We start from the raw sequence: 22,832 nt of genomic DNA on the forward strand, positions 1-22,832 counted from the left end.
TTATTCCGGAGTTACACCGTTCTTTTCCTGTGCACTGGTCCATGCAGCATTCCATTCATCGGCGATTTCTTCCATCGTTTGATTGCCGCCGATGGCTGCTTCTATAATCGAAGCCACATGCGTGGAATCAGAATCCAGAGAAATTTCAGAATCGTTGTTGATCTTACCGAACAAGTCTTCTTCTCCGGCAGGAGCAGGATTATCGGTCACCAGCGTGATACTCTGAAAGCTTTCCAGAGAATCCGGATACGCATCGCCCTTTACGATCGGGATACCGCCCTGAGTTTTCGCAAAGCCGGAGGACTCGGTGAGCCACTTGATGTACAGCATCGCTGCCGTTTTTTCTTCGCTGGTACTGTTCACATTGACACCATAGCAATAGTCTGCACTTGCGGAAGCATACTGTTTGCCGTCCACGCTGATCGGGAACGGCATATAGGCGATGTCATCTGCATTGGGACCGCCTGCCTGCATCTGCGGCACTGCCCAACTGCCCAGAACCATGCAGCCAATATTGCCTTCGTTGATCTGTGCCTTACAGCCCTCCCAGTCAGTTGTAGTCGGGTCTTCTTCCGTCAGCCCCTGCTTTACTGCTTCATACAGAGTATCGTATACGGCAAACGGTCCGGTCATATCGTCATGCTTTGCAAACGGATCCTTGGAGTGTACCAGCTTGTTGTTTTTGAAATCCGCATCTCCCGTTGCACCGCCGCTGATATAAGCATCCCATGCTGTTAATGTCCAGCCGGCAGCGTAGTTGGTATACAGCGGAATGGCATCAGTTTTTTCCTGAATCAGCTTCAGATCTGCCAGAAATGTTTCCGGATCTGTCGGCAGTTCTGTGATGCCTGCCTTTTCAAAAACCGCTTTATTGTAAACGACACCGCTGACATTGCCCATGGTAGGGATACCGTAGACTTCATTATTAAACATCTGCTTATCTGCAAATTCGTAAGTATCCTTGAAGTCACCGTAGTCACCGATCTTTTCAAAATAATTACTCAGTTCGCTCTTGTCTACCGTAGTTGGAATACAGCAGATGTCACCCCAGTCACCGGAAGACAGCCGTGTTGTAGCATCAGTATCGTAATCGGTAATACCTTCATAGGTAATTGTGATGTTCGGATACATGGCATTGAATTCGCTGATGTAGTCCTGAAAATCGGAATCCACCAGATCGGTGCGGTTGGTCAGGATCTTCAGGTCTGCCTTCAGATCAGTAGCCGTTTCGCCTACCTGCATGTCCTTATAGGCAACGGTCGGCTTTGCGTCTGCATTTTTGCTGGTTTTGCTGTTGGTGCTTCCACACGCGGTCGCCGCAGCAGTGAGCATGCCTGCCAGTACCAGAGCCAGAATTCTGTGTTTCATAATAAGTTCCTCCATTTCGGTATTGCGTTCTCGTGCCGAATCGCAATTTTATGCTGATTTTTCACGTGTAGGTTTCCGGAATCTTTTTTATATTCCGTTTCTCTATGATCCTATCTTACTCTATTTTTACCTAAAAGTCAAGCTAAATTTAAGCTTAAAACAGCTTTTCTGCATTTTTCACAAAAGGATTCTATTCGAATTAGCTATATTCAACAAACATTTCGCCGGATTTGTTGTGCAATTCGGTATCGTGATTCGGAATTTCCGATTTTTTAGCTAAAAAATAAGTCCGACAGAGAAATTCTCCCCTGTCAGACTGACATATAAGCAAAATTGTTCCTAAGGAAACACTGAATAAAGCTTGTGCGTAAGATGCGTAGTCAGATTTTTCGACAGATTTCTGAGCAATATGACGGAAAATCTGCAAGCAGATTGCGTGCAAAGCCGTCAGGCGGACTTTATGCAATGTTTCCTGAATGTTTCTGCACGCTTTCCCGAATCACCAGTTTTCCGCTGACGACAATGCGGCGAACTTCGGCTTCGGGCTTCTGGATCCGGCGAATCAGCTGCTGGGCACTGACTTTTGCCATATGATCTACGTCAATGGCGTAAGTCGTCAGCGATGGAACAGCCAGATCTGCCAGAATGTAGTCATCGAATCCCACCACAGAAACGTCCTCCGGCACACGGATCCCATTTTCTTTCAGAGCATTCAGCAGCACATATGCAGTAACATCACAGTTACAGGCAAACGCAGTGGGCAGCTTAGACAGACGTTCCAGAGAAACTGTCACCTTTCCTTCTGCATCACGATCCGGGAGAATACGATCTTCCGTCACAGTCACACTAGCTTCCCGCATGGCACGGCAATAGCCATAATAGCGGTCAGTGATACTGCTGGTGGCATTGACAGAACCCACAAAGACAATATCTCGATGTCCCATTTGCAGCAGATAATCCACCATGGTATACATGCCGTAATAGCCGTCGGAAATCACGGAGTCCCGATGATACCGTGCGTCAAACGCGTCCAGCACAACCAAGGGAATTTCAGTTTCCGCCAGCATATTTCGATAGGCTTTTGAGAAATTGCCCATGACGATCACGCCGTCCACCCGTTCTTCCTGCACCAGCCGCGGCACCTGACAGTTTTGCTCCGCAGTATCGTTCACCACTTCCAGAATGCCGATATGTCCGGTCTGTGCCAGATAAAACAGGATCCGCTCGTACAGACTCCAGTAAAACGACTGTCCTTTTTCAATATATCGATAAGATGTCACAATTCCCAGCGTATAGGTTTTCGCCGCAGCCACCGGCTTGGCTTTCTTGTTCTTGTAACCCATTTCTTCTGCCAGCTGTAGAATTTCCTGCCGCAGCTCCTCGCTGACACCGTCCTTTCCGGCAAGTGCCTTGGAAACTGTTACAATGCTGACATGCAGCCGCTCGGCAATGTCAGACATTCGTACTGCTTTTGCCACGTTTCTCCGCCCTTTCTTTTTGCAAAGTTGCTTTTTTAGCTAATTATACAGTAATTTAAGTAATTTGTCAAGAATTATTTTTCGAACAGCAGACGAATATTTTGTGCAGTGTGGGGAAACTGAAAGAACCGCTGTACATTTCTGCACAGCGGTTCTTGTCTGGTGTAAGTGATGCGTGAAATTTTACCAAAAAACATATATCTGAAAACATTCGAACACCATTTGCATTTTCTCCAAGCCTATGCTATAATATAGTTGTATTTTATCATTAGGAGAAAAGCTATGGCAGAAATGATATTGGTTGTCGATGATGAAACAGAAATTGCAGACCTTGTGGAGGTCTACCTGAAAAACGAAGGCTATCTGGTGAAAAAGGCTTCCTGTGCCGCAGAGGCTCTGCATATTGCAGACACCCAGCCCATTGCACTGGCACTGCTGGACGTGATGCTTCCGGATCTGGACGGCTTCACCCTCTGCCGGAAAATTCGGGAAAAGCATTTGTTTCCGTTGATTATGCTGACTGCCAAAACGGAAGATGTGGATAAGATCACAGGGCTGACACTGGGTGCAGACGATTATATCACGAAGCCGTTCAACCCGCTGGAGGTCGTTGCACGCGTCAAGACACAGCTGCGACGATATATCCGGTACAACCAGACTGCACCGGAACCTGCTCCGGCGGCAGTGTACGACTGCGGCGGACTGTACATCGACCATGAAAGCCATACATGCACCCTCTACGGCAAACCGCTTTCGCTGACACCGCTGGAATTCGAGATCCTCTGGTATCTCTGTTCCCGCAAGGGGCATGTGGTTTCTTCCGAAGAACTGTTCGAAGCAGTCTGGGGCGAAAAATATCTGGACAACAACAATACCGTTATGGCACACATTGCCCGCCTGCGGGAAAAAATGGGCGAACTGCCCCGCAAGCCCAAGTGGATCAAAACGGTATGGGGCGTGGGGTACAAGATCGATGAATAAGCAAAACAGCAAACACAAAAAACTGGTACAGTTCTGGCTGTGCGGCATCGGCTTCACCATTGGCATGGTGGTCTTGTTTGGACTAGGGTATATTCTCTGTCATCTGGTCACATGGCAGTCCTACGAAACGCCCTATATCCTGTTGAAAATGGCGGAATTTGGCATCGCACCAGTACTCTTTCTGGCAGGCTGGGGGTTTTTGATTTACCGTTTTTTCTTCTATGTCCCCAGAGCAGTTTCTGACCGTTCCCGTGCCATTCGACGGCTATGGCTGCGAACGGTACTGCTGTTATTTCTGTCGATCGTGCTGTGGCTGGGACTAATGATTCTGCTGCTTGTCGGCATTTCGTCTTTGCTTCGCTGGGATATTGTTTGGAACGGTTCGGCTTCCATGGCATATATCTTGCAGACAATACGTTTTTTGACTCCGTTTCTGGCAATTGTCGGCGTGGTCGTCATTTCGCTGCTGCTTTTCCGAAAGCCGTTCTCCTATTTACAGGAGATCGTACAAGCAGCAGAGCAAATGCAGCAGGAACCGGAAAAACCAATTACCCTTTCCGCACCAGTCAAGACGATTCAGGACGAACTGAACCGCCTGCGGGAATCCTCCAACCAAAATGCACTTGCCGCAAAGGAAGCCGAACAGCGGAAAAATGATCTGATCGTCTATCTGGCACACGACCTGAAAACACCGCTTACCAGTGTGATCGGCTACCTTTCTCTATTGCAGGACGAGCCGGAAATTTCACAGGAACTGCGTGCAAAATATACCGGCATCGCTCTGAACAAGGCACAGCGGCTGGAAGAACTCATTAACCAATTCTTTGAGATCACCCGTTTTCAGCTGACGCATATGGAACTGGAATGGGAAACGATTCACTTTTCCCGTATGCTGGAGCAAACTGCCTTTGAATTTCAGCCGATTCTGGAGGAAAAGCACCTACAGCTGCAAACGGAAATTGCCCCTGATGTGAAACTTACCTGTGATCCGGATAAGCTGGAACGGGTTGTAGACAACTTGATTCGCAACGCTATCAGCTACAGTTATCCCAATACCGCCATTTCACTGGAGATGCACACCACCGAGGAATATACCGTGCTGACGATCTGCAATACCGGACGCACTATTTCACCGGAAAAGTTAGACCGCATTTTTGAACAGTTCTTCCGCGGGGACAGTTCCCGTGCCACTGCTACCGGCGGGGCTGGATTAGGATTGGCAATTGCCAAGCAGATCACCGAACTGCACGGTGGCACAATAAAAGCAGACAGCCGGAACGAGCAGATTCGATTCACCGTAACGCTCCCGCTTCGTCAGAAAATCGTATGATTTTTTTCAGAAAAAAAACAGAAAGCCATATGCATTTCCGCAGGCACTTCTTTCGCAGATGTGATACAATCAGAAGCGAAAGGAGTGCTTTTTATGACTTCACAAAGACACAGATTTTTTCGTTTTCTGTTTATTCCCCTGCTGATTCTGGCAGTGCTTCTCGGACTGGTGCTGTTCCGACAGCATGCCGGTTTACCTACCAGATTTTCCACGCAAAGCAACACCCCGTGGAATCTGATACTGGTCAACAATGAACACGCCTTGCCCAGAGGATACTCGCCGGAACTGACGACACTTTCCAACGGTGTGCAGGTGGATTCCCGCATCTACCCTGATTTACAGAGTATGTTTGATGACATGCGAACGGAAGGTGTCTACCCTGTTGTCGGCGAGGGTTATCGTTCGGAGCAGCAGCAACAGGAGATGATGCAGGAAAAAATCGATGCCTACCTTGCAGAGGGCTACAGTGAACGCAAAGCACGCAAGGAAGCGGAAAAGTGGGTGGCAAAGCCAAACTACAGCGAGCATCAGCTGGGACTGGCACTGGACATCAACGCCGACAAGAGCCGGTGCGACAACGACACCATTTATCAGTGGCTGTCACAAAACGCCTATCGCTACGGCTTTATTCTGCGGTATCCGGAGGGCAAAGAGGACATTACCGGCATTGACTACGAACCGTGGCACTATCGCTATGTGGGAAAAGAGGCAGCACAGGAAATCCAGTCGGAAAATGTTTGCTTGGAGGAATACTTAGAAAAGACATAACTGCTCCGGCAAATCCAGCAAAAGTTTTTCTCTGTTCTCCGATTCCCACAAAAACAATTGACATTTCCCACAAATTGTGCTACAATATAGGCAAAACAGAAATCAGCCGCGGAAGCATTCCGCACGCACATGATACAGGGAGGACTTTATGCTGCATCACATTTTTCAGAAATTGCTGCTGCCGGCAGCTCTGGCGGGAACCATGCTTGCCGGCACAGCGGCTCCGGCGGTGTCCCTCGCGGCACAGGCTGCCACACAGCCGGACAGCTACCACGACGACTGGCTGCACGTCAACGACAACGCCGAAATCGTAGACAAGGACGGCAATCCGGTCTGGATCACCGGCTGCAACTGGTTCGGCTACAATGTCGGCAGTCAGGTTTTCGACGGAGTATGGTCCCAGAACATGCACGATATGCTCCGGCAGATCGCCGACCACGGATTCAACTTTCTCCGCGTTCCCATGTCTACGGAAATTTTGCTCCAGTGGAAAAACGGCGACCCTGATCCCGCTACCCCCAAGGTCAACCAGTACACCAATCCGGAACTGACGGAAGAAGGCATTGAGGGCGGCACGATCAAGTACAGCTTCGACATCTGGAACATGGCGGTGAAGTGGTGTCGGGAACTGGGCATCAAGATCATGATCGATATTCACAGTGCAGAAACGGCTTCCGCCGGTCATCAGATCAGCCTGTGGTATACGGACAAATTCAGCACAGAGGACTGGTGCGATGCACTGGCATGGTTCGCAGACTATTATAAAGACGATGACACCATTCTTGCCATTGACTTGAAAAACGAACCCCACGGCACAGCTGATGTAAAAGACCAAATGGCAAAGTGGGACGATTCCACCGACCCTACCAACTGGAAATACGCCGCAGAAACCTGTGCGGCACGGGTACTGGAAAAGAATCCGGAACTGCTGGTCATGGTAGAGGGTACGGAAGTCTACCCCAAAGAGGGCTATGACTGGACTGCTCCGAGAATCGACTACACCACCATGACAGAATATTATTACGGCACATGGTGGGGCGGCAATTTCCGCGGAGCGAAAAAATATCCCATTGATCTGGGCAAATATCAGAGCCAGCTGGTCTATTCCCCTCACGACTACGGTCCGCTGGTATGGGAACAGAAGTGGTTCTACGACGGCTTCACACAGGAAACGCTGCTGAAAGACTGCTGGTATGACAACTGGTTCTTCCTCCAGGATGAGGGCGTGGCTCCCCTGCTGATGGGCGAATGGGGCGGATTTATGGACGGCGGCAAAAACGAGCAGTGGATGACCTATCTCCGCGATTTCATGATCGAAAACCGGATCCACCACACGTTCTGGTGCTTCAACGAAAACTCCGGCGACACCGGCGGACTGGTCTACGACAACTTCGGCAAGTGGGACGAGGACAAATATGCTCTGGTCAAGCCGGCATTGTGGCAGGACGACAACGGTAAGTTTATCAGTCTGGATCACACAATTGCTCTGGGTGCCAACGGCATTTCCCTTTCCGACTACTACGGCAGCGGAAACAGCAGCACAACAGCACCGGACAGCAAAATAATTGCAGGTGATGTGAACAGTGACAAGCTGGTCAACGGTGTGGATCTGACACTGATGCGGCAGAACATCACCAAATGGCAGAGCACAGAGGATGTGCTGACTGCCAGCCCGCAGGACACCAACGGCGACGGCGTATTCAGCGTAGCGGATATTGTCCTGCTGACACAGTATCTGCTGGGGAAAGACGTCACACTGAAAAGCTACACTTTGTAACAATACCATTCTATAAAAAAGCCCCCTGACTTTCACGGTTTGAACCAGAAAGTCAGGGGGTTTTTTATGTATACAAAGCTATATCAGACAAACGCTTCCCTGATGCTGTCATAGTGCAGGAAAATGCCCTGTGCAGCAATAGCACGGATCTCCTCGGCAGTTGCCAGTGCGAATTCTGTTACCTCGTCCGGCTGTACTTTTACATCTGCTTCGGTAAAATCCAGCACGTACTTGTAAATATCCACAAAGTAATTGTTCTGTTCTTCCGGATTGACACGCTTATAGGAAAACGCATAGCCGCCCTTGGCACCGGTGACATCAATGCCAGTTTCCTCCAGAATCTCACGTTTTACGGCATCGGCTCCGTCTTCTCCGGCACGAACACCGCCGCCCGGAACTTCCCACCAGCCGGCAGCCCATTCCTTGTCCAGATTACGGCGTGTAATCAGATATTTGCCGTCCGGACGCTGCAACACTCCCAGCACGGTCAGGTGAAACTCGTCCGGCTTCATGTGCCAGTCATTCCGGTTCATTGTGCGTCCGGTCTTTTGTTTGTTTTCATCGTAAATATCCCACTGTTCCATGGATTTTGCTCCCTTTTCTTTTTTTTGCCTTTTTATTGTAGCATAGTTGAGGGGCTGTTGTCAAGGCGAATTTGATGTTTTGCTATTGCATGGAATAAAGGAAACGCTGAATAAAGCCCGCCTGACGGCTTTATGCAGTGTTTCCTTAACTCTTGTTTGCTGTACATAACAGTTAATTATCCCTTTCCAAAGTGATATGATTTAAATAATTTTTGCTGTGGTGATGCTTCCCTCATGATAAAATTCTATTATCCGCTTCATATCAGTTGATATTAGCCAAGTATCAAACGAAACGGCTAATACATCATAAATATTATCTAAAATATCCTCAATATTGCACTTGATGATCGGAATTGCTGCGTTATCCCATATGACATAATATTCACTTTCATCAGATAACTGACGGATTTCCTCAAAGTTAATTTCATGAGCGTCCGCATACTTTGAAAAATCAATTTTTCCATAAAATGTAGACTTTAAATTAGAAAGAACTTGTTCTTCCAATTCCTTATCCTCTATGATGCTGTATTTTTTTAAAACATCCAAGCATTCTTCCAATAAAGTCATATCAGTTGCCTCCACATTTTGTGCAGTGTTTGCTTGTTTGTGTATAGTCATGTGCTTTGCTTCATGAATGTTCTATTGTATTATACCATAATTGAGTGGGGAAAGTCAAGGTGGTGATTCTATGTTTCGGTGTAAACGTGTGCAAGAAACAGGCAAATTGATGAAGTGCTCTTTTCATACGAAAAAATTACAAACTTTAGGCAACACTGAATAAAGCTTGTGCGTAAGACGCGTTGTCATATTTTTCGGCTTTATAAAAAGCGGCTTAAATGCGTCAAATTTCGCATTTAAGCCGTTTTACATATGGTCGAGGTGACAGGACTCGAACCTGCGGCATCTTGGTCCCAAACCAAGCACTCTACCAAACTGAGCTACACCTCGAAACTGCCGTTATCTGTTTTATCAGATAACGAACAATTTTATTATATCACAGATTCCCGATTTTGTCAAGTCTTTTTTCAACAAGCAACAAAAAAGTCCTCAAAATCGCCTTATGGCAATACCGCACAAAGATTGTGCGACAGATGCGTCGTCAAATTTTTCGTCAGATGAAACAAAAAGCGGAGTGAATACTGGATGTATTCACGAGCATTTTTGTGAAATATGAGAGCCTGTTTCGTATCTGACGTATGCAGATTGCGTCGTCAGATTTTTTGAGAGATGAAGGGAAAAACGGAGAAAATCCTTTGTGGATTTTCGAGTATTTTCCCGAAATATCTCGGAAAATATGCACGCAAGATGCGTGCGGGAAGATACGAAACAGGCTCTGAAGGGAAATTTGCAAGCAGATGGCGTGCAAAGTCGCCAGACGCTCTTTGTGCGGTATTGCCTTATCTTTTCACGCCGTATTTTCGATAAAACGCAGCAACATCCGCCTCGTTCCGCACCAGCTCCGCATAGCAAAGCCGCTTTTCTGCCGCATCATAAAAGCCGATCACAGTTTCACCAGTACACGTGCTGGATTCCATTCGAATATCCGCCGCCGTGAATCTATCCGGAATCGCCTGCGATTTTACTCGCTTTTGAAAAAGCTGCATGCAAACACCTCCATATCCAAAGTGCCGGCGAATGGTATATCCGCCGGCACTTCAGAAATCATCAATTGAAAGCGTGTTTCAGGTAGCACTGCACAAAGCCGTCAGGCGGTGTCGCCTTAAGACGCAATAAAGGTGCAGAATGCACGATAGGTCATATAAACGTCCAACTTGGAAACCACCTCAAAAGGTGCATGCATGGACAACACCGGCACACCAACGTCAATGGTGTCGATGTCCAGATTTGCAATATATGCCGCAACAGTTCCGCCGCCGCCTGCATCAACCTTGCCCAGCTCGCCGGTCTGCCATACCACATCGCCTTCGTCCAGAACACGGCGAATGGTGCCGACAAACTCAGCCGATGCATCAGACGTGCCGGACTTGCCCCGTGCACCGGTGAACTTGGTCACGCAAACGCCGTGGTTCAGATATGCACAGTTCTTCTGTTCCATTACGTCCGGGAACGTGGGATCAAATGCTGCGTTGACATCAGCAGACAGGCACTGGGAAGCGTGCATCACATGGCGGCCCTTTGCTCCGAAGCAGTCTGCCAGATCTTCCAGAAAATACGGCAGATAAGAGGAGCACAGACCAGTGTTGCCGTCGCTGCCGGTTTCTTCCTTGTCCGTGAGAATCGTCACTGCGGTGTGTACCGGTGTTTCGCAGTCCAGCAAAGCACGAAGTGCCGGATAAGCACAAACGCGGTCGTCATGACCATAGCCGCCGATCATACTGCGGTCAAATCCCAGTTCTCTAACCGGAAATGCCGGAACGGCTTCCAGTTCTGCCGACAGGAAATCGGTTTCGGTCATACCGTATTTTTCATGCAGAATGTTCAGGATATTCAGCTTGACCTGTTCGCTCTCCTCGTCCTTGTTGAACGGCATAGAGCCTACCAGCAGGTTCAGTTCTTCGCCGCGGACAATTTCCGTTGCCGGACGCTTCATCTGCTGCGGTGCCAGATGCGGCAGCAGGTCGGTCACACAGAATACCGGATCACCGGCATCTTCCCCGATGTTTACCTCTACCGAAGTACCGTCAGCCTTTACCACAACGCCGTGCAGGGACAGCGGAATCGTAGTCCACTGATACTTCTTGATACCGCCATAGTAGTGGGTCTTGAACATTGCCAGTTCGTGATCCTCATACAGCGGATTCTGCTTCATATCCAGACGCGGAGAGTCGATATGTGCCGCACAAAGACGCACACCTTCTGTAATCGGTGCAGTACCGATCACTGCTGCAATAATCGCCTTGCCGCGGTTGTTGACATAGATCTTATCCCCTGCCTTCAGCTGCATATCCGGTGTGAAAGGCACAAAGCCCTTTTCTTCCAGCAGTGCAGCTGCATTCTTGGCTGCTTCACGTTCTGTCTTGGACGCGTTCAGAAATGCCATGTAGTCCGCTGCAAACGCATCGCTCTGCTTCTGTGTTTCCGCAGAAATGCGGGTCGCACCGTGCTTAGACTTCATGAAAAGCTGGTCTTTTTTCTGTTTTGCCTGTGTTTCTTTCGATTCCATTTGAAAAGCCTCCAATTCTTGAACATATTCCGTATTCCAGAATATGAAACCCATTTTTATACAAATGCACCGTATTCCGTTTCGTAATAACAAATCAGCTTGGCGGAAAGTTCCTGTGCAGCGTCCCGCAGTTCGGAAAAGCTTGCATTATTTTCCAGAACTGTGTCCGAATGCAGCCGGAAGAATTCCTCTGTCAGCTGCATTTCCATACGCTGCTTCGCCGCCGCCATGGAGATATGATCTCGTTCCATGATCCGCTGCATTCGCAATTCTGGTTTTGCCACCACAGAAATGATCAGGTCGCAGAAATCGTCCGCCCGACTTTCAAACAGTGTCGGTGCGTCCAATAAGATCAGCTTGTGGTTCTGCTGGGAAAACCGATGTATCATTCGCAGAATTTCACCCATGATATAGGGATACATAATGGTATTGAGCATTTCGAGCTTGTGATGATCGGAAAAAGCGATCGACGCCATCACCTGCCGGTCCAGTTCCCCGTCCGGCGTCAGGATCCGGTCGGTAAAGCACTCCTGCAAGTCTGCCAGACAATGCGAGCCGCGTGCGACCACATGACGGGAAATCGCATCTGCATCAATGAGCCGGAATCCGTTCTGCACAAAGACCTTAGAAACAGTGCTCTTTCCAGCACCAGTCTGACCGGTCAGACCGATCACCATCACACCGTCCAGCGTGTTCATACCTGTATCACCTCAAATCCTGCTGCACGAATCAGACGATTGTACACCGCCAGCCCGATTCCCTCCGGCTTCGGAGCACGCACGTACACTTTCTGTGCACCGTCGTCGTCCAATTCCCGCAATTTTGAAAAAATCTGCTGTGCCTGTTCCCTGCCGGATCTTCCGTAGGTCAGACATGGCAGGGAGAGCATGGTTTCCTCCCCGTCGAACACCAGTGCATAAACGCCGTCTGCCCGATTCTGTTCCGCCAGTGCCGCAAAGTTCTGCCAGCTGCCCTCCACCAGAATCACGTGAGCACGGGGAGAGTAATGCTGATACTTCATGCCGGGAGAACGCACAGTCTGCCCTTCTTGCAGCTGGTGCAGAATGGCAGGATCCAGTGTCACTTCCGGAGCCACTTCTTCCAGCATCTCCTTTGTGACAAAGCCCGGACGCAGAATCCGCACTGTACCGTTTGGCTCCAGTGCAATGACTGTGGATTCAACGCCCACGGAACATGCTCCGCCGTCCACAACTGCGGCAATTTTGCCCTGCATATCCCGCATGACATGCTGTGCCGTTGTCGGGCTGGGATAACCGGAAATATTGGCGGAAGGAGCTGCGATCGGTACACCGGACAGCTGGATCAATGCCCGTGCCACCGGGTGAGAGGGCATACGAATGCCCACCGTATCCAGCCCGCCGGAAGTGATCTCCGGTATCTCTTTCCGCTTCGGGAGAATCATGGTCAGAGGGCCCGGCCAGAACCGTTCTGCCAGTTTTTCCGCCAGCGGCGGCACCGTTGCCGCCACCTGCTCCAATGCCCGCATTTCTGCAATGTGCACGATCAGCGGATTGTCTGCCGGTCTGCCTTTTGCCGCAAAGATCTGCCGCACTGCCTCCGGATTTCTGGCATCTGCCGCCAGTCCATAGACGGTTTCCGTGGGCATTCCCACCACGGCACCGTTTCGCAGCAGTTCTGCCGCTTCCAAAAGGTCTTCTGCATGATCTGAAAGTAACTTTGTTTCCACCGTGTTTACGCCTCTCCCTGCTGTCCTGCCAGCCGTGCCAGTTCGTCGGCTGTGGCAAGGGCATCGAATACTTCGTCCAGATTTCCGTTCATAATATCTTCCAGCCGGTACAGTGTCAGCCCGATGCGGTGATCGGTCATGCGTCCCTGCGGGAAATTATAAGTACGGATTCGCTCGGAACGATCTCCCGTTCCCACCTGCATTCTCCGTTCCGATGCGATCTTGTCGTTCTGTTCCTGAAGCATCTGTTCATACAGACGGGAACGGAGAATTTTCATTGCCTTATCTTTATTTTTATACTGGCTTCGTTCGTCCTGACATTCTACGACCAGACCAGTGGGAATATGCGTGATGCGAACTGCTGATTCCGTTTTGTTGATATGCTGTCCGCCGGCACCGCTGGCACGGAACACATCGATCCGCAGATCTGTGGGATTGATGTCCACTGCCACTTCGTCCGCTTCCACCAGCACCGCAACAGTGACTGTGGAGGTGTGGATTCGTCCCTGTGATTCCGTTTCCGGCACACGCTGTACCCGATGCACACCGCTTTCATATTTCAGACGGGAGTATGCTCCCTCACCCAGAATGGAAAAGCTGATTTCCTTGTAGCCGCCCAGTTCCGTTTCGTTGGCACTAAGCACTTCCTGTTTCCAGCCCTGTGTTTCTGCATACATGGTGTACATGCGGTAGAGGGACGCGGCAAACAGAGAAGCCTCCTCACCACCGGCACCGCCGCGAATCTCAATGATGACATTGCGGTCATCGTCCGGATCTTTCGGCAGCAGCAGACGCATCAGTTCGCCGTGCAGTGAGTCCATGCGTTCCTTGCTCTGTTCCAGCTCTGCCTGTGCCATTTCCCGCAGTTCGGCATCTTCTTCGCCGTCCAGAATTTCCCTGGCTTCTGTAAAATCGTTCTGTGCCTGCAAATACTCGTGATATTTTTCAATGATCGGCTGCATATGCTTGTATTCCCGCATCAGCTGGGCGTACTGTTGATTATCCCCTACCACAGCAGGATCCATCATCTTTTCCTGCATCGCGTGATAGTTTTCTTCCATTTGCCGAAGCTTTTCCAGCATATCTGCGTTCCTGCCTTTCTTTCTGTCACGATATGTACCGGCATGCACTCCGATACGTCACGATTCGGGGGCTTCTCTCCGAATCTGTTTGATTCGCCGTTCGATCTTGTTTCGCGGCACCATGAATTCCCTGCCGCAGCCCGTGCAACGCAGCTTGAAATCCATACCCGCACGAATCACATACATGGTCTGGCTGCCGCAGGGGTGCGGCTTTTTCATTACCAGAATATCCGCCGGACGAACGTCCATTTTCAGCCCTCCCCTTTTTGCATCATAAGTACATTATATTATACCCCATTTCTCGGAATAAGGCAATATTTTCTGCGGATATTTTTTTCGCTTTGTTGAAATGCTATAAAATCCAAACGTGAAATCCGGTGAAGTTTCATAAAAAGCAATTTGCATTTTCCAATTCTTGCATTCTTCATTTCAATGCTGTCCGCATATTTCAGGCTTCTCATACATACACTGGAACAGCATCAGAGAACGGCAGCACTACGTTGCCGAAACACGATTCTTTCAGGAAATTGTCAGGAGGTCAAAATGCAATACTTACCAGAAGGCAGCCGGCTGCACACGCCGGAAAATCAAGCTGCACTCCGCAGCGTTGCGTCCATGGAGCGTGCCATGCACGCCGGAACCATTTTAGAAGCCCGTGCCGTCCTCTGCGACAGCGGACACAATCTTACCGTACAGCTGCCCTGTATGCGGGGCTGGATCCCCAGAGAAGAAGGAGCCATGGGCATCACAGACGGCACCACCAAAGACATTGCTCTGATCGCCCGTGCCGGAAAGCCCGTTTGTTTCCGGATCCTCCGCATCAGTCAGGACGAAACCGGTGCTCCTGTGGCGATCCTGTCCCGCCGTGCCGTACAGGAAGAATGCTGGGAACAGTACCTCTCCCGCCGCCGCGTAGGGGATATTCTGCCCGCCACGGTAACGCATCTGGAAAAGTTCGGGGCGTTTGTGGACATTGGCTGCGGGATCCCGTCCCTGCTCCCGATCGACACCATTTCTGTGTCCCGCATCTCCCACCCCCGCGACCGGTTTGTCATCGGACAGAAAATCCGTGCGGTGGTACGGCAGACAGAACCGCACCGCATTCACCTGACGCATCGGGAACTGCTGGGAACATGGGAGGAAAATGCTGCCGCTTTCTCTGCTGGTCAGACTGTCGCCGGCATCATTCGTTCGGTGGAAAGCTACGGCGTTTTTGTGGAACTGGCACCCAACCTTGCCGGACTGGCGGAGCCCTGCGAAGATGCTGTTGCCGGACAGTGTGCCAGCGTCTATATCAAGGCGATCCTGCCGGAAAAAATGAAGGTGAAACTGATTCTGATCGACACATTTGCCCAGACTGACCCGCCGCAGCCACCCCGTTATTTCGTGCCGGAAAGTCAAACACATCTGGACTACTGGCGGTACACGCCGGAATCTTCTCCCCGCATTATCGAAACGGATTTCCGTTTTCCCAACAGCATCTGAAAATCAAAAAGCACGCAATTTTCGTTAGAAACTGCGTGCTTTTTTTGCTTTTTTCCTTGGGAAACACTGAATAAAGCTTGTGCGTAAGATGCGTAGTCAGATTTTTCGGCAGATTGCACAGAAATTCCGCTGGCAGACTTGGTGTCTGGCAAGGGATTTCTGGGCAATATGACGGAAAATCTGCAAGCAGATTGCGTGCAAAGCCGTCAGGCGGGCTTTATTCAGTGCTTCCCTTATTCTTCCGATTCTGCAAACGCTTTCTCCCGCTGTTCCATTTGTTGTGCGATCACTTCCTGCTGCACTTTGGAGGTCTTTTTGATGTGGTCGCCGATGATTTCCGAGATGTCCGAAACCGTAATAAAGGCACTGCCGTCATACTTTTCCACGATTCGCCGCAGTTCCATGAGTTCCAGTCGGGTAATCACGCAGTACATCATATCTTTTTTGCCGCTGATGAGTCCATATGCGTCCAGAATGGTCATAGTACGCCCCAGCTTTTCATAGGGCAATACCGCATAAAGATTGTGTGGTATTGCCTATATCATATTTTAAAGATAAATGCAACTGCACCAATTCCGTAAGCTGTGCATACAGTGAAATGGAACAGGAACGACAGCCCTGTACAAAAACATTGTACAGGGTATCCACAGAAAGAGGTGTCGAATTATGCCAAAAGTTTTTCTGAGCCCTTCCACGCAGGAGTGGAACCCCTATATTGACGGCGGCAACGAGGAACAGTACATGAATCTCATTGCCGACCGCATGGAACCCTATCTCCGTTCCAGCGGCATCACCTATGTCCGCAACGACCCCGACCGGAATGTTGCCGGAGCCATTGCAGATTCCAACGCCGGCGATTTCGACGTACACCTTGCCATTCACAGCAACGCCGCACCGGAATCCATGGCAGGCATGCTGCGGGGCATTGATGTATACTATTCCCCCTACGACAAATACAGCGAAACTCTCGCGGTCATTATTGCCAACAACTTTATGAGCATCTATCCCCTGCCGGACAAATGCTCCGCAAAACCCACGACCACGCTGGGAGAAGTGACACAGACCAAAGCTCCGGCAGTGCTGTGCGAGATCGGCTACCACGACAATCGGGAAGATGCGGACTGGATCCGGAACAATCTGACGGCAATTGCAGTCAGCCTGACCCAGTCCCTCTGCGATTACTTCGGCATTCCGCTGATCGAAGCGGGACCGGTTTTCCGCGGCACCGTCGTCACTGACGGCAGCAATCTGAATCTGCGGCAGTTTCCCTCCACACAGGGAGCCGTGATCGGTTCCATTCCCAACGGCAGCGTTCTCACGGTGTACAGCCGTTCCAACGGCTGGGACGTGGTTTCTTACCGCGGCACCGTGGGTTATGCCAGCAGCGAATTTATTGTGATTTAGGGCAATACCCTTGCAATTTTTTCAAATTTCCGGTATAATAAAGGAAACACTGAAATCAAGGAGCGATTGCCATGAAAGACGGATTTTTGAAAATTGCCTGTGTCACACCGCCGCTGCGGGTGGCAGACTGTGCCTATAATGCCGAACAAATCATTGCCCACGCCAGAGAAGCCGCTGCTGCCGGTGCAAAACTGGCGGCTTTTCCGGAACTCTGCCTGACCGGATACACCTGCGGCGACCTGTTTCTACAGGAGCCCCTGCTCTGCGGAGCAGAGGACGGACTGGTACAAATTTTACAGGAAACCGCTGACCTGTCCATGCTGCTGGTGATAGGGCTGCCCTATGTCTGCGGCGGTGCCCTGTACAACTGTGCCGCAGTCTGCTATGCCGGAAAGATACTTGGCATGGTGCCCAAGCAGAATCTGCCCAACTACAGTGAATTCTACGAAGTCCGGCACTTCACCGCCGGACCGGACGCAGAAGCTGTTCCACAGCAGCAGTCCCTGCACCACCATACCGGATACACCTTTCCCTTTGGGGCAAAGCTGCTGTTCAGCTGTGCAGAAATGCCGGACTTTACGTTCGGCGTGGAAATCTGTGAAGATGTCTGGGTAGGCGATACGCCGTCTGTTGCAATGGCAAAAGCTGGTGCAACTCTGATCGTCAACCTGTCGTGCAGCGACGAGATCATTGGCAAGGAAGATTACCGCCGCACCATTCTCAAGGCGAAATCCGGCAGCCTGCTGTGTGCCTATGCCTACGCCGATGCCGGCTTCGGAGAATCCACACAGGATATGGTCTTCGCCGGACACGATCTGATTCTGGAAAACGGTTCTGTTCTGGCGGAATCCAAGCTGTTTGCACAGGGCATTCTCTACGGAGATATTGACGTGCAGCGGCTCGCCGGAGAACGCCGCCGTTCCAACACCTTCCAGTCAGAACCCTTTGGAACACCGGCTGTGAAATTCTCCATGCCGCTGACAGAAACCGTGCTGCAACGCTATGTGGACGCTGCCCCCTTTGTTCCCAGCGGCACCGATGAACTGACACAGCGTTGTGAAAAGATCCTCACCTTACAGGCAATGGGGCTTGCCACACGGCTGCGGCATATCGGCTGCAAAACAGCTGTGGTGGGGCTTTCCGGCGGACTGGATTCCACGCTGGCTCTGATCGTCATGGTACACGCGTTCCGCATCTGCGGGCTGGATCCTGCCGGCATGCTGGCTGTGACGATGCCCTGTTTCGGTACCACAGACCGCACCTACCAGAATGCCTGCCGGCTGGCGGAAGCCTATGGGGCAACCCTGCGGGAAGTGCCGATTCAGAACAGCGTCCGGCAGCACTTCGCCGATATTGGACACGACGAATCCGTCCACGATGTCACATATGAAAATTCGCAGGCACGGGAACGGACACAGGTACTAATGGACATGGCAAACCAGGCTGGCGGCATTGTGATCGGTACCGGCGACCTGTCGGAGCTGGCTCTTGGCTGGGCGACCTATAACGGCGACCACATGAGCATGTACGCGGTAAATGCTTCCATTCCGAAAACGCTGGTACGCTATCTGGTGGCACATGAAGCTGCCCAGACAGAGCCGGCTCTGAGTGCGGTGCTGCGGGACGTACTGGATACGCCGGTCAGTCCGGAACTGCTGCCGCCGGAACAGGACGGCACCATTGCCCAGAAAACCGAGGAGCTGGTAGGGCCATATGCTCTCCACGACTTTTTCCTGTACTATGTGCTGCGTCTGGGATTTGCTCCCCATAAGATCTACCGGCTGGCAAAGCTGGCTTTTGCCGGCACATATGACAACGCCACCATTCTGAAATGGCTGAAAAAATTCTACTGGCGGTTCTTCTCCCAGCAGTTCAAACGCAGCTGTCTGCCAGACGGTCCCAAGGTGGGCAGCGTAACGCTCTCCCCCAGAGGAGATTGGCGAATGCCCAGTGATGCCTGCGTGACATTGTGGCAGAAAGATCTGGAGAATATTCCGGAAGAATAACGATTAAAACACAGAAAAAAACAGCGGGTACCCGATTCGAAAACGGGTATCCGCTGTTTTTATTCGAAGATGAAAAAGCCTTCAGTTTATGCCCCAACCCAGGTACGCACTGCTTCCGGCAGCCAGCTGATGCGAAGCAGCAGCGGCATCACTGCCAAGGCTGCCAATCCGAACAGCACTCCCAGCACTGCACCGCACAGCACATCTGACGGATAGTGCACACCCAGATACATACGGGAAAAAGCGATGAGCACAGCAATTGTCAGTGCCGCAACACCTACCCACAGGGGCAGCATTGCCAGAAACACAGTCGCTACTGCAAACGAGCTGGACGTATGACCAGAGGGAAATGAAAAATCGTGAGGTTTCCGAATCAGAAATTGCAGGCTTGGAATCTTGTCAAACGGTCTGGCACGCTCCACCAGATTTTTCAAGAAAGCATTGCAGACCAATGCAGAAAACACCAGTGACAGCAACGCCGTCAGAGAAGCACGTCTTGTCTGCTGGCGAAACAGCAGGCAGGCACACGCCGTCAGCCAGAAGATTCCGCCGTTCCCCAAAAATGTTGCCGTTTTCATCGCCGCTGTCAGCCATGCACGCCGCAGCCGTTCCTGAAACCACAGCAGCGTCTGCTGTTCCCAGTGCTGTATCCGATGCCGCATACGCCTCACTCCTATCGTTGATTCTGCCTATAGTATAGCACACCACGGCGGGAAAAGCAAGCCTTTTTCCACTTCCTTTTTCTGTTTTCATCATTTTTTCACATAGCTTTACAAAAATCCTCTGCGGAGAGCCAAGGCATTATTTTTTTCAATAATCTTTTCAGAACATTCTTATATTTATTGCCGTGAAGGACAATCTCTATGTGCATAAATTTTTCTGAAAATGTACAGAAAGGACTATTGACATTGCACAATACTTGTGATATAATAAGCATTAAACGTGGACAGTCGCATCGCTGGGCGGCTCCGAATCTGTACTTTATCACTATGAAAACATAAAAAGAAAATGCACTGCGGCAGCAATGAAACCAGCGTTCTTGCTGAACGCAGCAGAATGGAGATCTGATTTATGAAGAAAAACCTCAAAAGAGCACTGACTACCGCAGTTGCCGGCGTAATGTCTGTCAACTGTCTGGCACTGTCCAGTGTTCTGCAAGCTGGTGCAGCAACTGCCAAGTACGAATTTGAAAGCGGTAAGCTCACCGGTGACGCGGAAGTAAAAACCGATGACGGCAACGCTTCCGGCGGCAGCTATGTCTTTCTGAAAACCGGCGGTGATGAAATTTCTCTCACTGTTCCGTCAGAAAAAACCGGTATGTACACGGTAAAGGTAAGCTATTCTGCTCCTTATGGCGACAAGATCCAGAACCTGTATGTCAACGGTGTCGATCAGGGACAGTGCAGCTTTGCATCTACCGCAGAAGGCGTGTGGAAAGAACTGGATCTGGGTACTGTCAAGCTGACTGCCGGTGACAACACCATTGCCATTAAGGGCAGCTGGGGCTGGACCAACTTCGACTATCTCACTGTAGAAGAAGCTACTCTGCCGGACATCACCGCAAGTGACACCACCTGCAGCGATCCGGCGGCAACCAAAGAAGCGGACAGCCTGATGAAGTATCTGTCCAGCGTCTACGGAAAGCACATCATTTCCGGACAGCAGGAAATTTACAAGTATGGCCCCCACGATTTTGAATATGAGTTCAAGTACATCAACGACACCACCGGCAAATATCCGGCAATCCGCGGCTTTGACTATCTGAACTGCAACCCGCTGTACGGCAGCGAAGACGGTACTACAGATCGCATCATTCAGTGGGTCAACAACAACCCCTATTCGGAAAATCAGGGTATCGCAACTTCTTCCTGGCACATCACTGTACCGAAGGATTTCTCCAGCTACAACATCGGCGATAAGGTAGACTGGGCAAATGCGACCTATGTTCCGAAGGAAACCGACTTTGAGCCGTCCAAGATTCTGGAAGAAGGCACAAAGGAACGGGAATACTACATGCTCTGCCTGAAAGGTCTGGCAGCAGAATTGCAGAAATTGCAGGACGCAAACGTTCCGCTGATCTTCCGTCCGCTGCATGAAGCAGAAGGCGGCGGCGGTGAAACCGGTTCCTGGTTCTGGTGGGGCAAGGAAGGCTCCACTGTTTACAAGGAACTGTGGATCCTCACCTATGAAACCCTGACCGAACAGTACGGTCTGCACAACCTGATCTGGGAGTGGAACAGTTATGCATATGACACTTCCGCAAACTGGTATCCGGGCGATGAATATGTAGACATCGTGGCTTATGACAAGTACAACTGCACAGACTGGTCTACCGGCAGTGCAGTTCTGACACATAATGACAGTGCCATCAGCAGTACCTTCTACTCCATTATGCAGAAGTACAACTGCAAGAAGATGGTAGCTATGGCTGAAAACGACAGCATTCCGACGCTGAACAATCTGGTATCAGAAAAGGCTGGCTGGCTGTATTTCTGCCCGTGGTATGACGGCGGCAGCGAAAGCACCAACTTCCTGACAAATGAACTGTTCAACAAAAAGGACGACCTGAAGGAAATGTACACCAGTGACTACTGCATTACACTGGACGAACTGCCGACCGACCTGTACAGCAATGGTCAGCAGGGCACCGGCACCAAGCCCAGCCACACCACACAGCCTACTACCACAACTACCGTACCGGAAGGCAAGGGAGAAGCGGCAAAGATCGTGGCTGACAGCGGCAATTACAACATTTCATTCAAACAGTCCATTGGTAACAGCGTGGATCTGACATTCGATCTGAGCGATGACGTTTCAAAAGCAAACGGCTGCATCGGTATTTCTGCTAATGTAGACGGCGTGGATTACTGGCTGAACTACAAATGGGATCTGGACTCCACTGACGAGGTCACTGCAAAACTGGACAAACCGTATAATATCACCTACAACAACGGCAAGGACGAAGTTACTGATGCCGACATGATCAAGAAGATCTCCGATGAAGCAATCAAGCAGAAGAATGCACAAGTACAGATCTGGTGGGTCGCTAATGGTGCTGGCGATACGTTGGAATCCTCCAACGTCAAGCTGACTGGAGCATATCTTCCAAAAAGCAGCAGCACTTCTACAGAGTCCTCTGGAACAACTACTACAATTTCTTCTGAAGAAACCACAACAGAGGCAACAACCGTTTCTGATACGGAAACAACTACCGTAACAGAAGCAACAACTGTTTCCGATGCAGAAACAACTGTTGCCGATACAGAAACCACAGTCGTAACCACCGAATCCAATACTGATGTTTCCTCGGATACGACAGCTGTTTCCACTGATGAAACCACAACAACTGCGGCTTCTACCACAGCCAGCGACAGCGGCGAAGTTCCGGTTATCGGTGCATCGCTCTACGGCGACGTCAATCTGGACGGCAAGGTAGACATTACAGATGCGGTTCTGCTGAACAAGAAGGCAGCTGGTCAGGTAGACCTGAACGCACAGGCTGCTGCAAACGCAGACTGCATGTTCAACGGCGAGATCAACGGCGATGATGCAACTACATTGCTCCAGTTCCTGGTACAGCTGATAAGTTCTCTGCCGGTAAATCCTCAGTAATGCCATTTTGATATTTTCTACACTCCTATTATAAAGGAAAAGGATTGTCCCATTGCAGGGCAGTCCTTTTCTTTTTGGTGTGTATACAAAAACGGGCTTGCAGCAATTGCCGCAGCCCGTTTGTT

General features: G+C 50.3%; 20 protein-coding genes and 1 tRNA gene. 8 read left to right on the forward strand and 13 right to left on the reverse strand.

Annotated features, from left to right (window positions below; all coding sequences use genetic code 11):
* Entirely contained in the window at nt 1-1,368 is a 1,368-nt protein-coding gene (locus tag DXB92_RS03935; RefSeq protein WP_117732592.1) for an ABC transporter substrate-binding protein, read from the reverse strand.
* 458 nt (nt 1,369-1,826) lie between these two features.
* The gene (locus tag DXB92_RS03940; RefSeq protein ID WP_147330013.1) at nt 1,827-2,846 is read right to left on the reverse strand and encodes a LacI family DNA-binding transcriptional regulator; all 1,020 of its coding nucleotides are present in this window, start codon (nt 2,844-2,846) and stop codon (nt 1,827-1,829) included.
* A gap of 282 nt (nt 2,847-3,128) precedes the next feature.
* Between DXB92_RS03940 and vanR the strand changes: the two genes are divergently transcribed.
* The 4 genes from vanR (at nt 3,129) to DXB92_RS03960 (ending at nt 7,702) form a co-directional block, all read left to right on the forward strand.
* Nucleotides 3,129-3,827 (forward strand): VanR-ABDEGLN family response regulator transcription factor, encoded by a 699-nt coding sequence (vanR, locus tag DXB92_RS03945; RefSeq protein ID WP_117732596.1) that lies wholly within the window; start codon nt 3,129-3,131, stop codon nt 3,825-3,827.
* On the forward strand, nt 3,820-5,157 hold the full coding sequence (locus tag DXB92_RS03950) for a HAMP domain-containing sensor histidine kinase (RefSeq protein WP_242986600.1): 1,338 nt from the start codon (nt 3,820-3,822) through the stop codon (nt 5,155-5,157). Before vanR ends, DXB92_RS03950 begins: the two co-directional genes overlap by 8 nt.
* A 93-nt stretch (nt 5,158-5,250) precedes the next feature.
* Complete coding sequence (locus DXB92_RS03955) at nt 5,251-5,925, forward strand: M15 family metallopeptidase (RefSeq protein WP_117732598.1); 675 nt, start codon at nt 5,251-5,253, stop codon at nt 5,923-5,925.
* A 148-nt stretch (nt 5,926-6,073) separates the two neighbouring features.
* Nucleotides 6,074-7,702 (forward strand): cellulase family glycosylhydrolase, encoded by a 1,629-nt coding sequence (locus DXB92_RS03960; protein ID WP_117732600.1) that lies wholly within the window; start codon nt 6,074-6,076, stop codon nt 7,700-7,702.
* Nucleotides 7,703-7,785: 83 nt separating this feature from the next.
* Here DXB92_RS03960 and DXB92_RS03965 read toward each other — a convergent pair whose 3' ends face one another.
* The 9 genes from DXB92_RS03965 to DXB92_RS04005 all read right to left on the reverse strand — a co-directional run bounded on the left by DXB92_RS03965 (nt 7,786) and on the right by DXB92_RS04005 (nt 14,449).
* Nucleotides 7,786-8,286, reverse strand: coding sequence for an NUDIX hydrolase (locus DXB92_RS03965; RefSeq protein ID WP_117732602.1), 501 nt, complete (start codon nt 8,284-8,286; stop codon nt 7,786-7,788).
* A 201-nt stretch (nt 8,287-8,487) separates the two neighbouring features.
* Nucleotides 8,488-8,904 carry a hypothetical protein gene (locus DXB92_RS03970; RefSeq protein ID WP_147330014.1) on the reverse strand — a complete coding sequence of 139 codons (417 nt, stop codon included), beginning with the start codon at nt 8,902-8,904 and terminating at the stop codon, nt 8,488-8,490.
* 253 nt (nt 8,905-9,157) lie between these two features.
* Nucleotides 9,158-9,234 (reverse strand) — tRNA-Pro (locus tag DXB92_RS03975).
* Nucleotides 9,235-9,683: 449 nt separating this feature from the next.
* The gene (locus DXB92_RS03980) at nt 9,684-9,890 is read right to left on the reverse strand and encodes a hypothetical protein (RefSeq protein ID WP_117732606.1); all 207 of its coding nucleotides are present in this window, start codon (nt 9,888-9,890) and stop codon (nt 9,684-9,686) included.
* Between the two features lie 116 nt (nt 9,891-10,006).
* Entirely contained in the window at nt 10,007-11,410 is a 1,404-nt protein-coding gene (locus tag DXB92_RS03985) for an aminopeptidase (RefSeq protein ID WP_117732608.1), read from the reverse strand.
* 56 nt (nt 11,411-11,466) lie between these two features.
* A complete protein-coding gene (coaE, locus tag DXB92_RS03990; RefSeq protein ID WP_021680740.1) occupies nt 11,467-12,108 on the reverse strand; it encodes a dephospho-CoA kinase in 642 nt (213 codons plus the stop codon).
* Nucleotides 12,105-13,118 (reverse strand): L-threonylcarbamoyladenylate synthase, encoded by a 1,014-nt coding sequence (locus DXB92_RS03995; RefSeq protein WP_021680739.1) that lies wholly within the window; start codon nt 13,116-13,118, stop codon nt 12,105-12,107. The genes coaE and DXB92_RS03995 overlap by 4 nt, the downstream gene beginning before the upstream one ends.
* A gap of 5 nt (nt 13,119-13,123) precedes the next feature.
* Nucleotides 13,124-14,200 (reverse strand): peptide chain release factor 1, encoded by a 1,077-nt coding sequence (prfA, locus tag DXB92_RS04000; protein ID WP_021680738.1) that lies wholly within the window; start codon nt 14,198-14,200, stop codon nt 13,124-13,126.
* A gap of 57 nt (nt 14,201-14,257) precedes the next feature.
* Nucleotides 14,258-14,449, reverse strand: a complete 192-nt coding sequence (locus DXB92_RS04005) for a DUF951 domain-containing protein (protein ID WP_021680737.1) — start codon at nt 14,447-14,449, stop codon at nt 14,258-14,260.
* Nucleotides 14,450-14,743: 294 nt separating this feature from the next.
* Between DXB92_RS04005 and DXB92_RS04010 the strand changes: the two genes are divergently transcribed.
* Nucleotides 14,744-15,685, forward strand: a complete 942-nt coding sequence (locus DXB92_RS04010; RefSeq protein ID WP_117732610.1) for a S1 RNA-binding domain-containing protein — start codon at nt 14,744-14,746, stop codon at nt 15,683-15,685.
* Nucleotides 15,686-15,918: 233 nt separating this feature from the next.
* Here the strand turns inward: DXB92_RS04010 and DXB92_RS04015 are convergent, their stop codons facing one another.
* The gene (locus DXB92_RS04015) at nt 15,919-16,167 is read right to left on the reverse strand and encodes a DUF2179 domain-containing protein (protein ID WP_117732612.1); all 249 of its coding nucleotides are present in this window, start codon (nt 16,165-16,167) and stop codon (nt 15,919-15,921) included.
* A 184-nt stretch (nt 16,168-16,351) separates the two neighbouring features.
* On the opposite strand from DXB92_RS04015, the gene DXB92_RS04020 reads away from it, so the two are divergent.
* Nucleotides 16,352-17,089, forward strand: a complete 738-nt coding sequence (locus DXB92_RS04020) for an N-acetylmuramoyl-L-alanine amidase (RefSeq protein ID WP_021680732.1) — start codon at nt 16,352-16,354, stop codon at nt 17,087-17,089.
* Between the two features lie 71 nt (nt 17,090-17,160).
* Nucleotides 17,161-19,095: an NAD(+) synthase gene (locus DXB92_RS04025; protein ID WP_117732614.1), complete on the forward strand. Its 1,935-nt coding sequence runs from the start codon at nt 17,161-17,163 to the stop codon at nt 19,093-19,095.
* 86 nt (nt 19,096-19,181) lie between these two features.
* Here the strand turns inward: DXB92_RS04025 and DXB92_RS04030 are convergent, their stop codons facing one another.
* Entirely contained in the window at nt 19,182-19,757 is a 576-nt protein-coding gene (locus tag DXB92_RS04030; RefSeq protein ID WP_117732616.1) for a phosphatase PAP2 family protein, read from the reverse strand.
* Nucleotides 19,758-20,166: 409 nt separating this feature from the next.
* Between DXB92_RS04030 and DXB92_RS04035 the strand changes: the two genes are divergently transcribed.
* Entirely contained in the window at nt 20,167-22,707 is a 2,541-nt protein-coding gene (locus DXB92_RS04035; protein ID WP_117732618.1) for a glycosyl hydrolase, read from the forward strand.
* Nucleotides 22,708-22,832 lie beyond the last annotated feature (125 nt).

Source organism: Ruminococcus sp. OM06-36AC, assembly GCF_003438725.1.
In the GTDB taxonomy this organism is placed as follows: domain Bacteria; phylum Bacillota; class Clostridia; order Oscillospirales; family Ruminococcaceae; genus Ruminococcus_C; species Ruminococcus_C callidus.

Coding starts and splice junctions, on each gene's coding strand:
- DXB92_RS03955 (WP_117732598.1), top strand. CDS start 5,251: ATGACTTCACAAAGACACAGATTTTTTCGTTTTCTGTTTATTCCCCTG.
- DXB92_RS04010 (WP_117732610.1), top strand. CDS start 14,744: ATGCAATACTTACCAGAAGGCAGCCGGCTGCACACGCCGGAAAATCAA.
- prfA (WP_021680738.1), bottom strand. CDS start 14,200: ATGCTGGAAAAGCTTCGGCAAATGGAAGAAAACTATCACGCGATGCAG.
- DXB92_RS03960 (WP_117732600.1), top strand. CDS start 6,074: ATGCTGCATCACATTTTTCAGAAATTGCTGCTGCCGGCAGCTCTGGCG.
- DXB92_RS03970 (WP_147330014.1), bottom strand. CDS start 8,904: ATGACTATACACAAACAAGCAAACACTGCACAAAATGTGGAGGCAACT.
- DXB92_RS04030 (WP_117732616.1), bottom strand. CDS start 19,757: ATGCGGCATCGGATACAGCACTGGGAACAGCAGACGCTGCTGTGGTTT.
- coaE (WP_021680740.1), bottom strand. CDS start 12,108: ATGAACACGCTGGACGGTGTGATGGTGATCGGTCTGACCGGTCAGACT.
- DXB92_RS04020 (WP_021680732.1), top strand. CDS start 16,352: ATGCCAAAAGTTTTTCTGAGCCCTTCCACGCAGGAGTGGAACCCCTAT.
- DXB92_RS04035 (WP_117732618.1), top strand. CDS start 20,167: ATGAAGAAAAACCTCAAAAGAGCACTGACTACCGCAGTTGCCGGCGTA.
- vanR (WP_117732596.1), top strand. CDS start 3,129: ATGGCAGAAATGATATTGGTTGTCGATGATGAAACAGAAATTGCAGAC.
- DXB92_RS04005 (WP_021680737.1), bottom strand. CDS start 14,449: ATGGACGTTCGTCCGGCGGATATTCTGGTAATGAAAAAGCCGCACCCC.
- DXB92_RS03965 (WP_117732602.1), bottom strand. CDS start 8,286: ATGGAACAGTGGGATATTTACGATGAAAACAAACAAAAGACCGGACGC.
- DXB92_RS04025 (WP_117732614.1), top strand. CDS start 17,161: ATGAAAGACGGATTTTTGAAAATTGCCTGTGTCACACCGCCGCTGCGG.
- DXB92_RS03950 (WP_242986600.1), top strand. CDS start 3,820: ATGAATAAGCAAAACAGCAAACACAAAAAACTGGTACAGTTCTGGCTG.
- DXB92_RS03985 (WP_117732608.1), bottom strand. CDS start 11,410: ATGGAATCGAAAGAAACACAGGCAAAACAGAAAAAAGACCAGCTTTTC.
- DXB92_RS03980 (WP_117732606.1), bottom strand. CDS start 9,890: ATGCAGCTTTTTCAAAAGCGAGTAAAATCGCAGGCGATTCCGGATAGA.
- DXB92_RS04015 (WP_117732612.1), bottom strand. CDS start 16,167: ATGACCATTCTGGACGCATATGGACTCATCAGCGGCAAAAAAGATATG.
- DXB92_RS03935 (WP_117732592.1), bottom strand. CDS start 1,368: ATGAAACACAGAATTCTGGCTCTGGTACTGGCAGGCATGCTCACTGCT.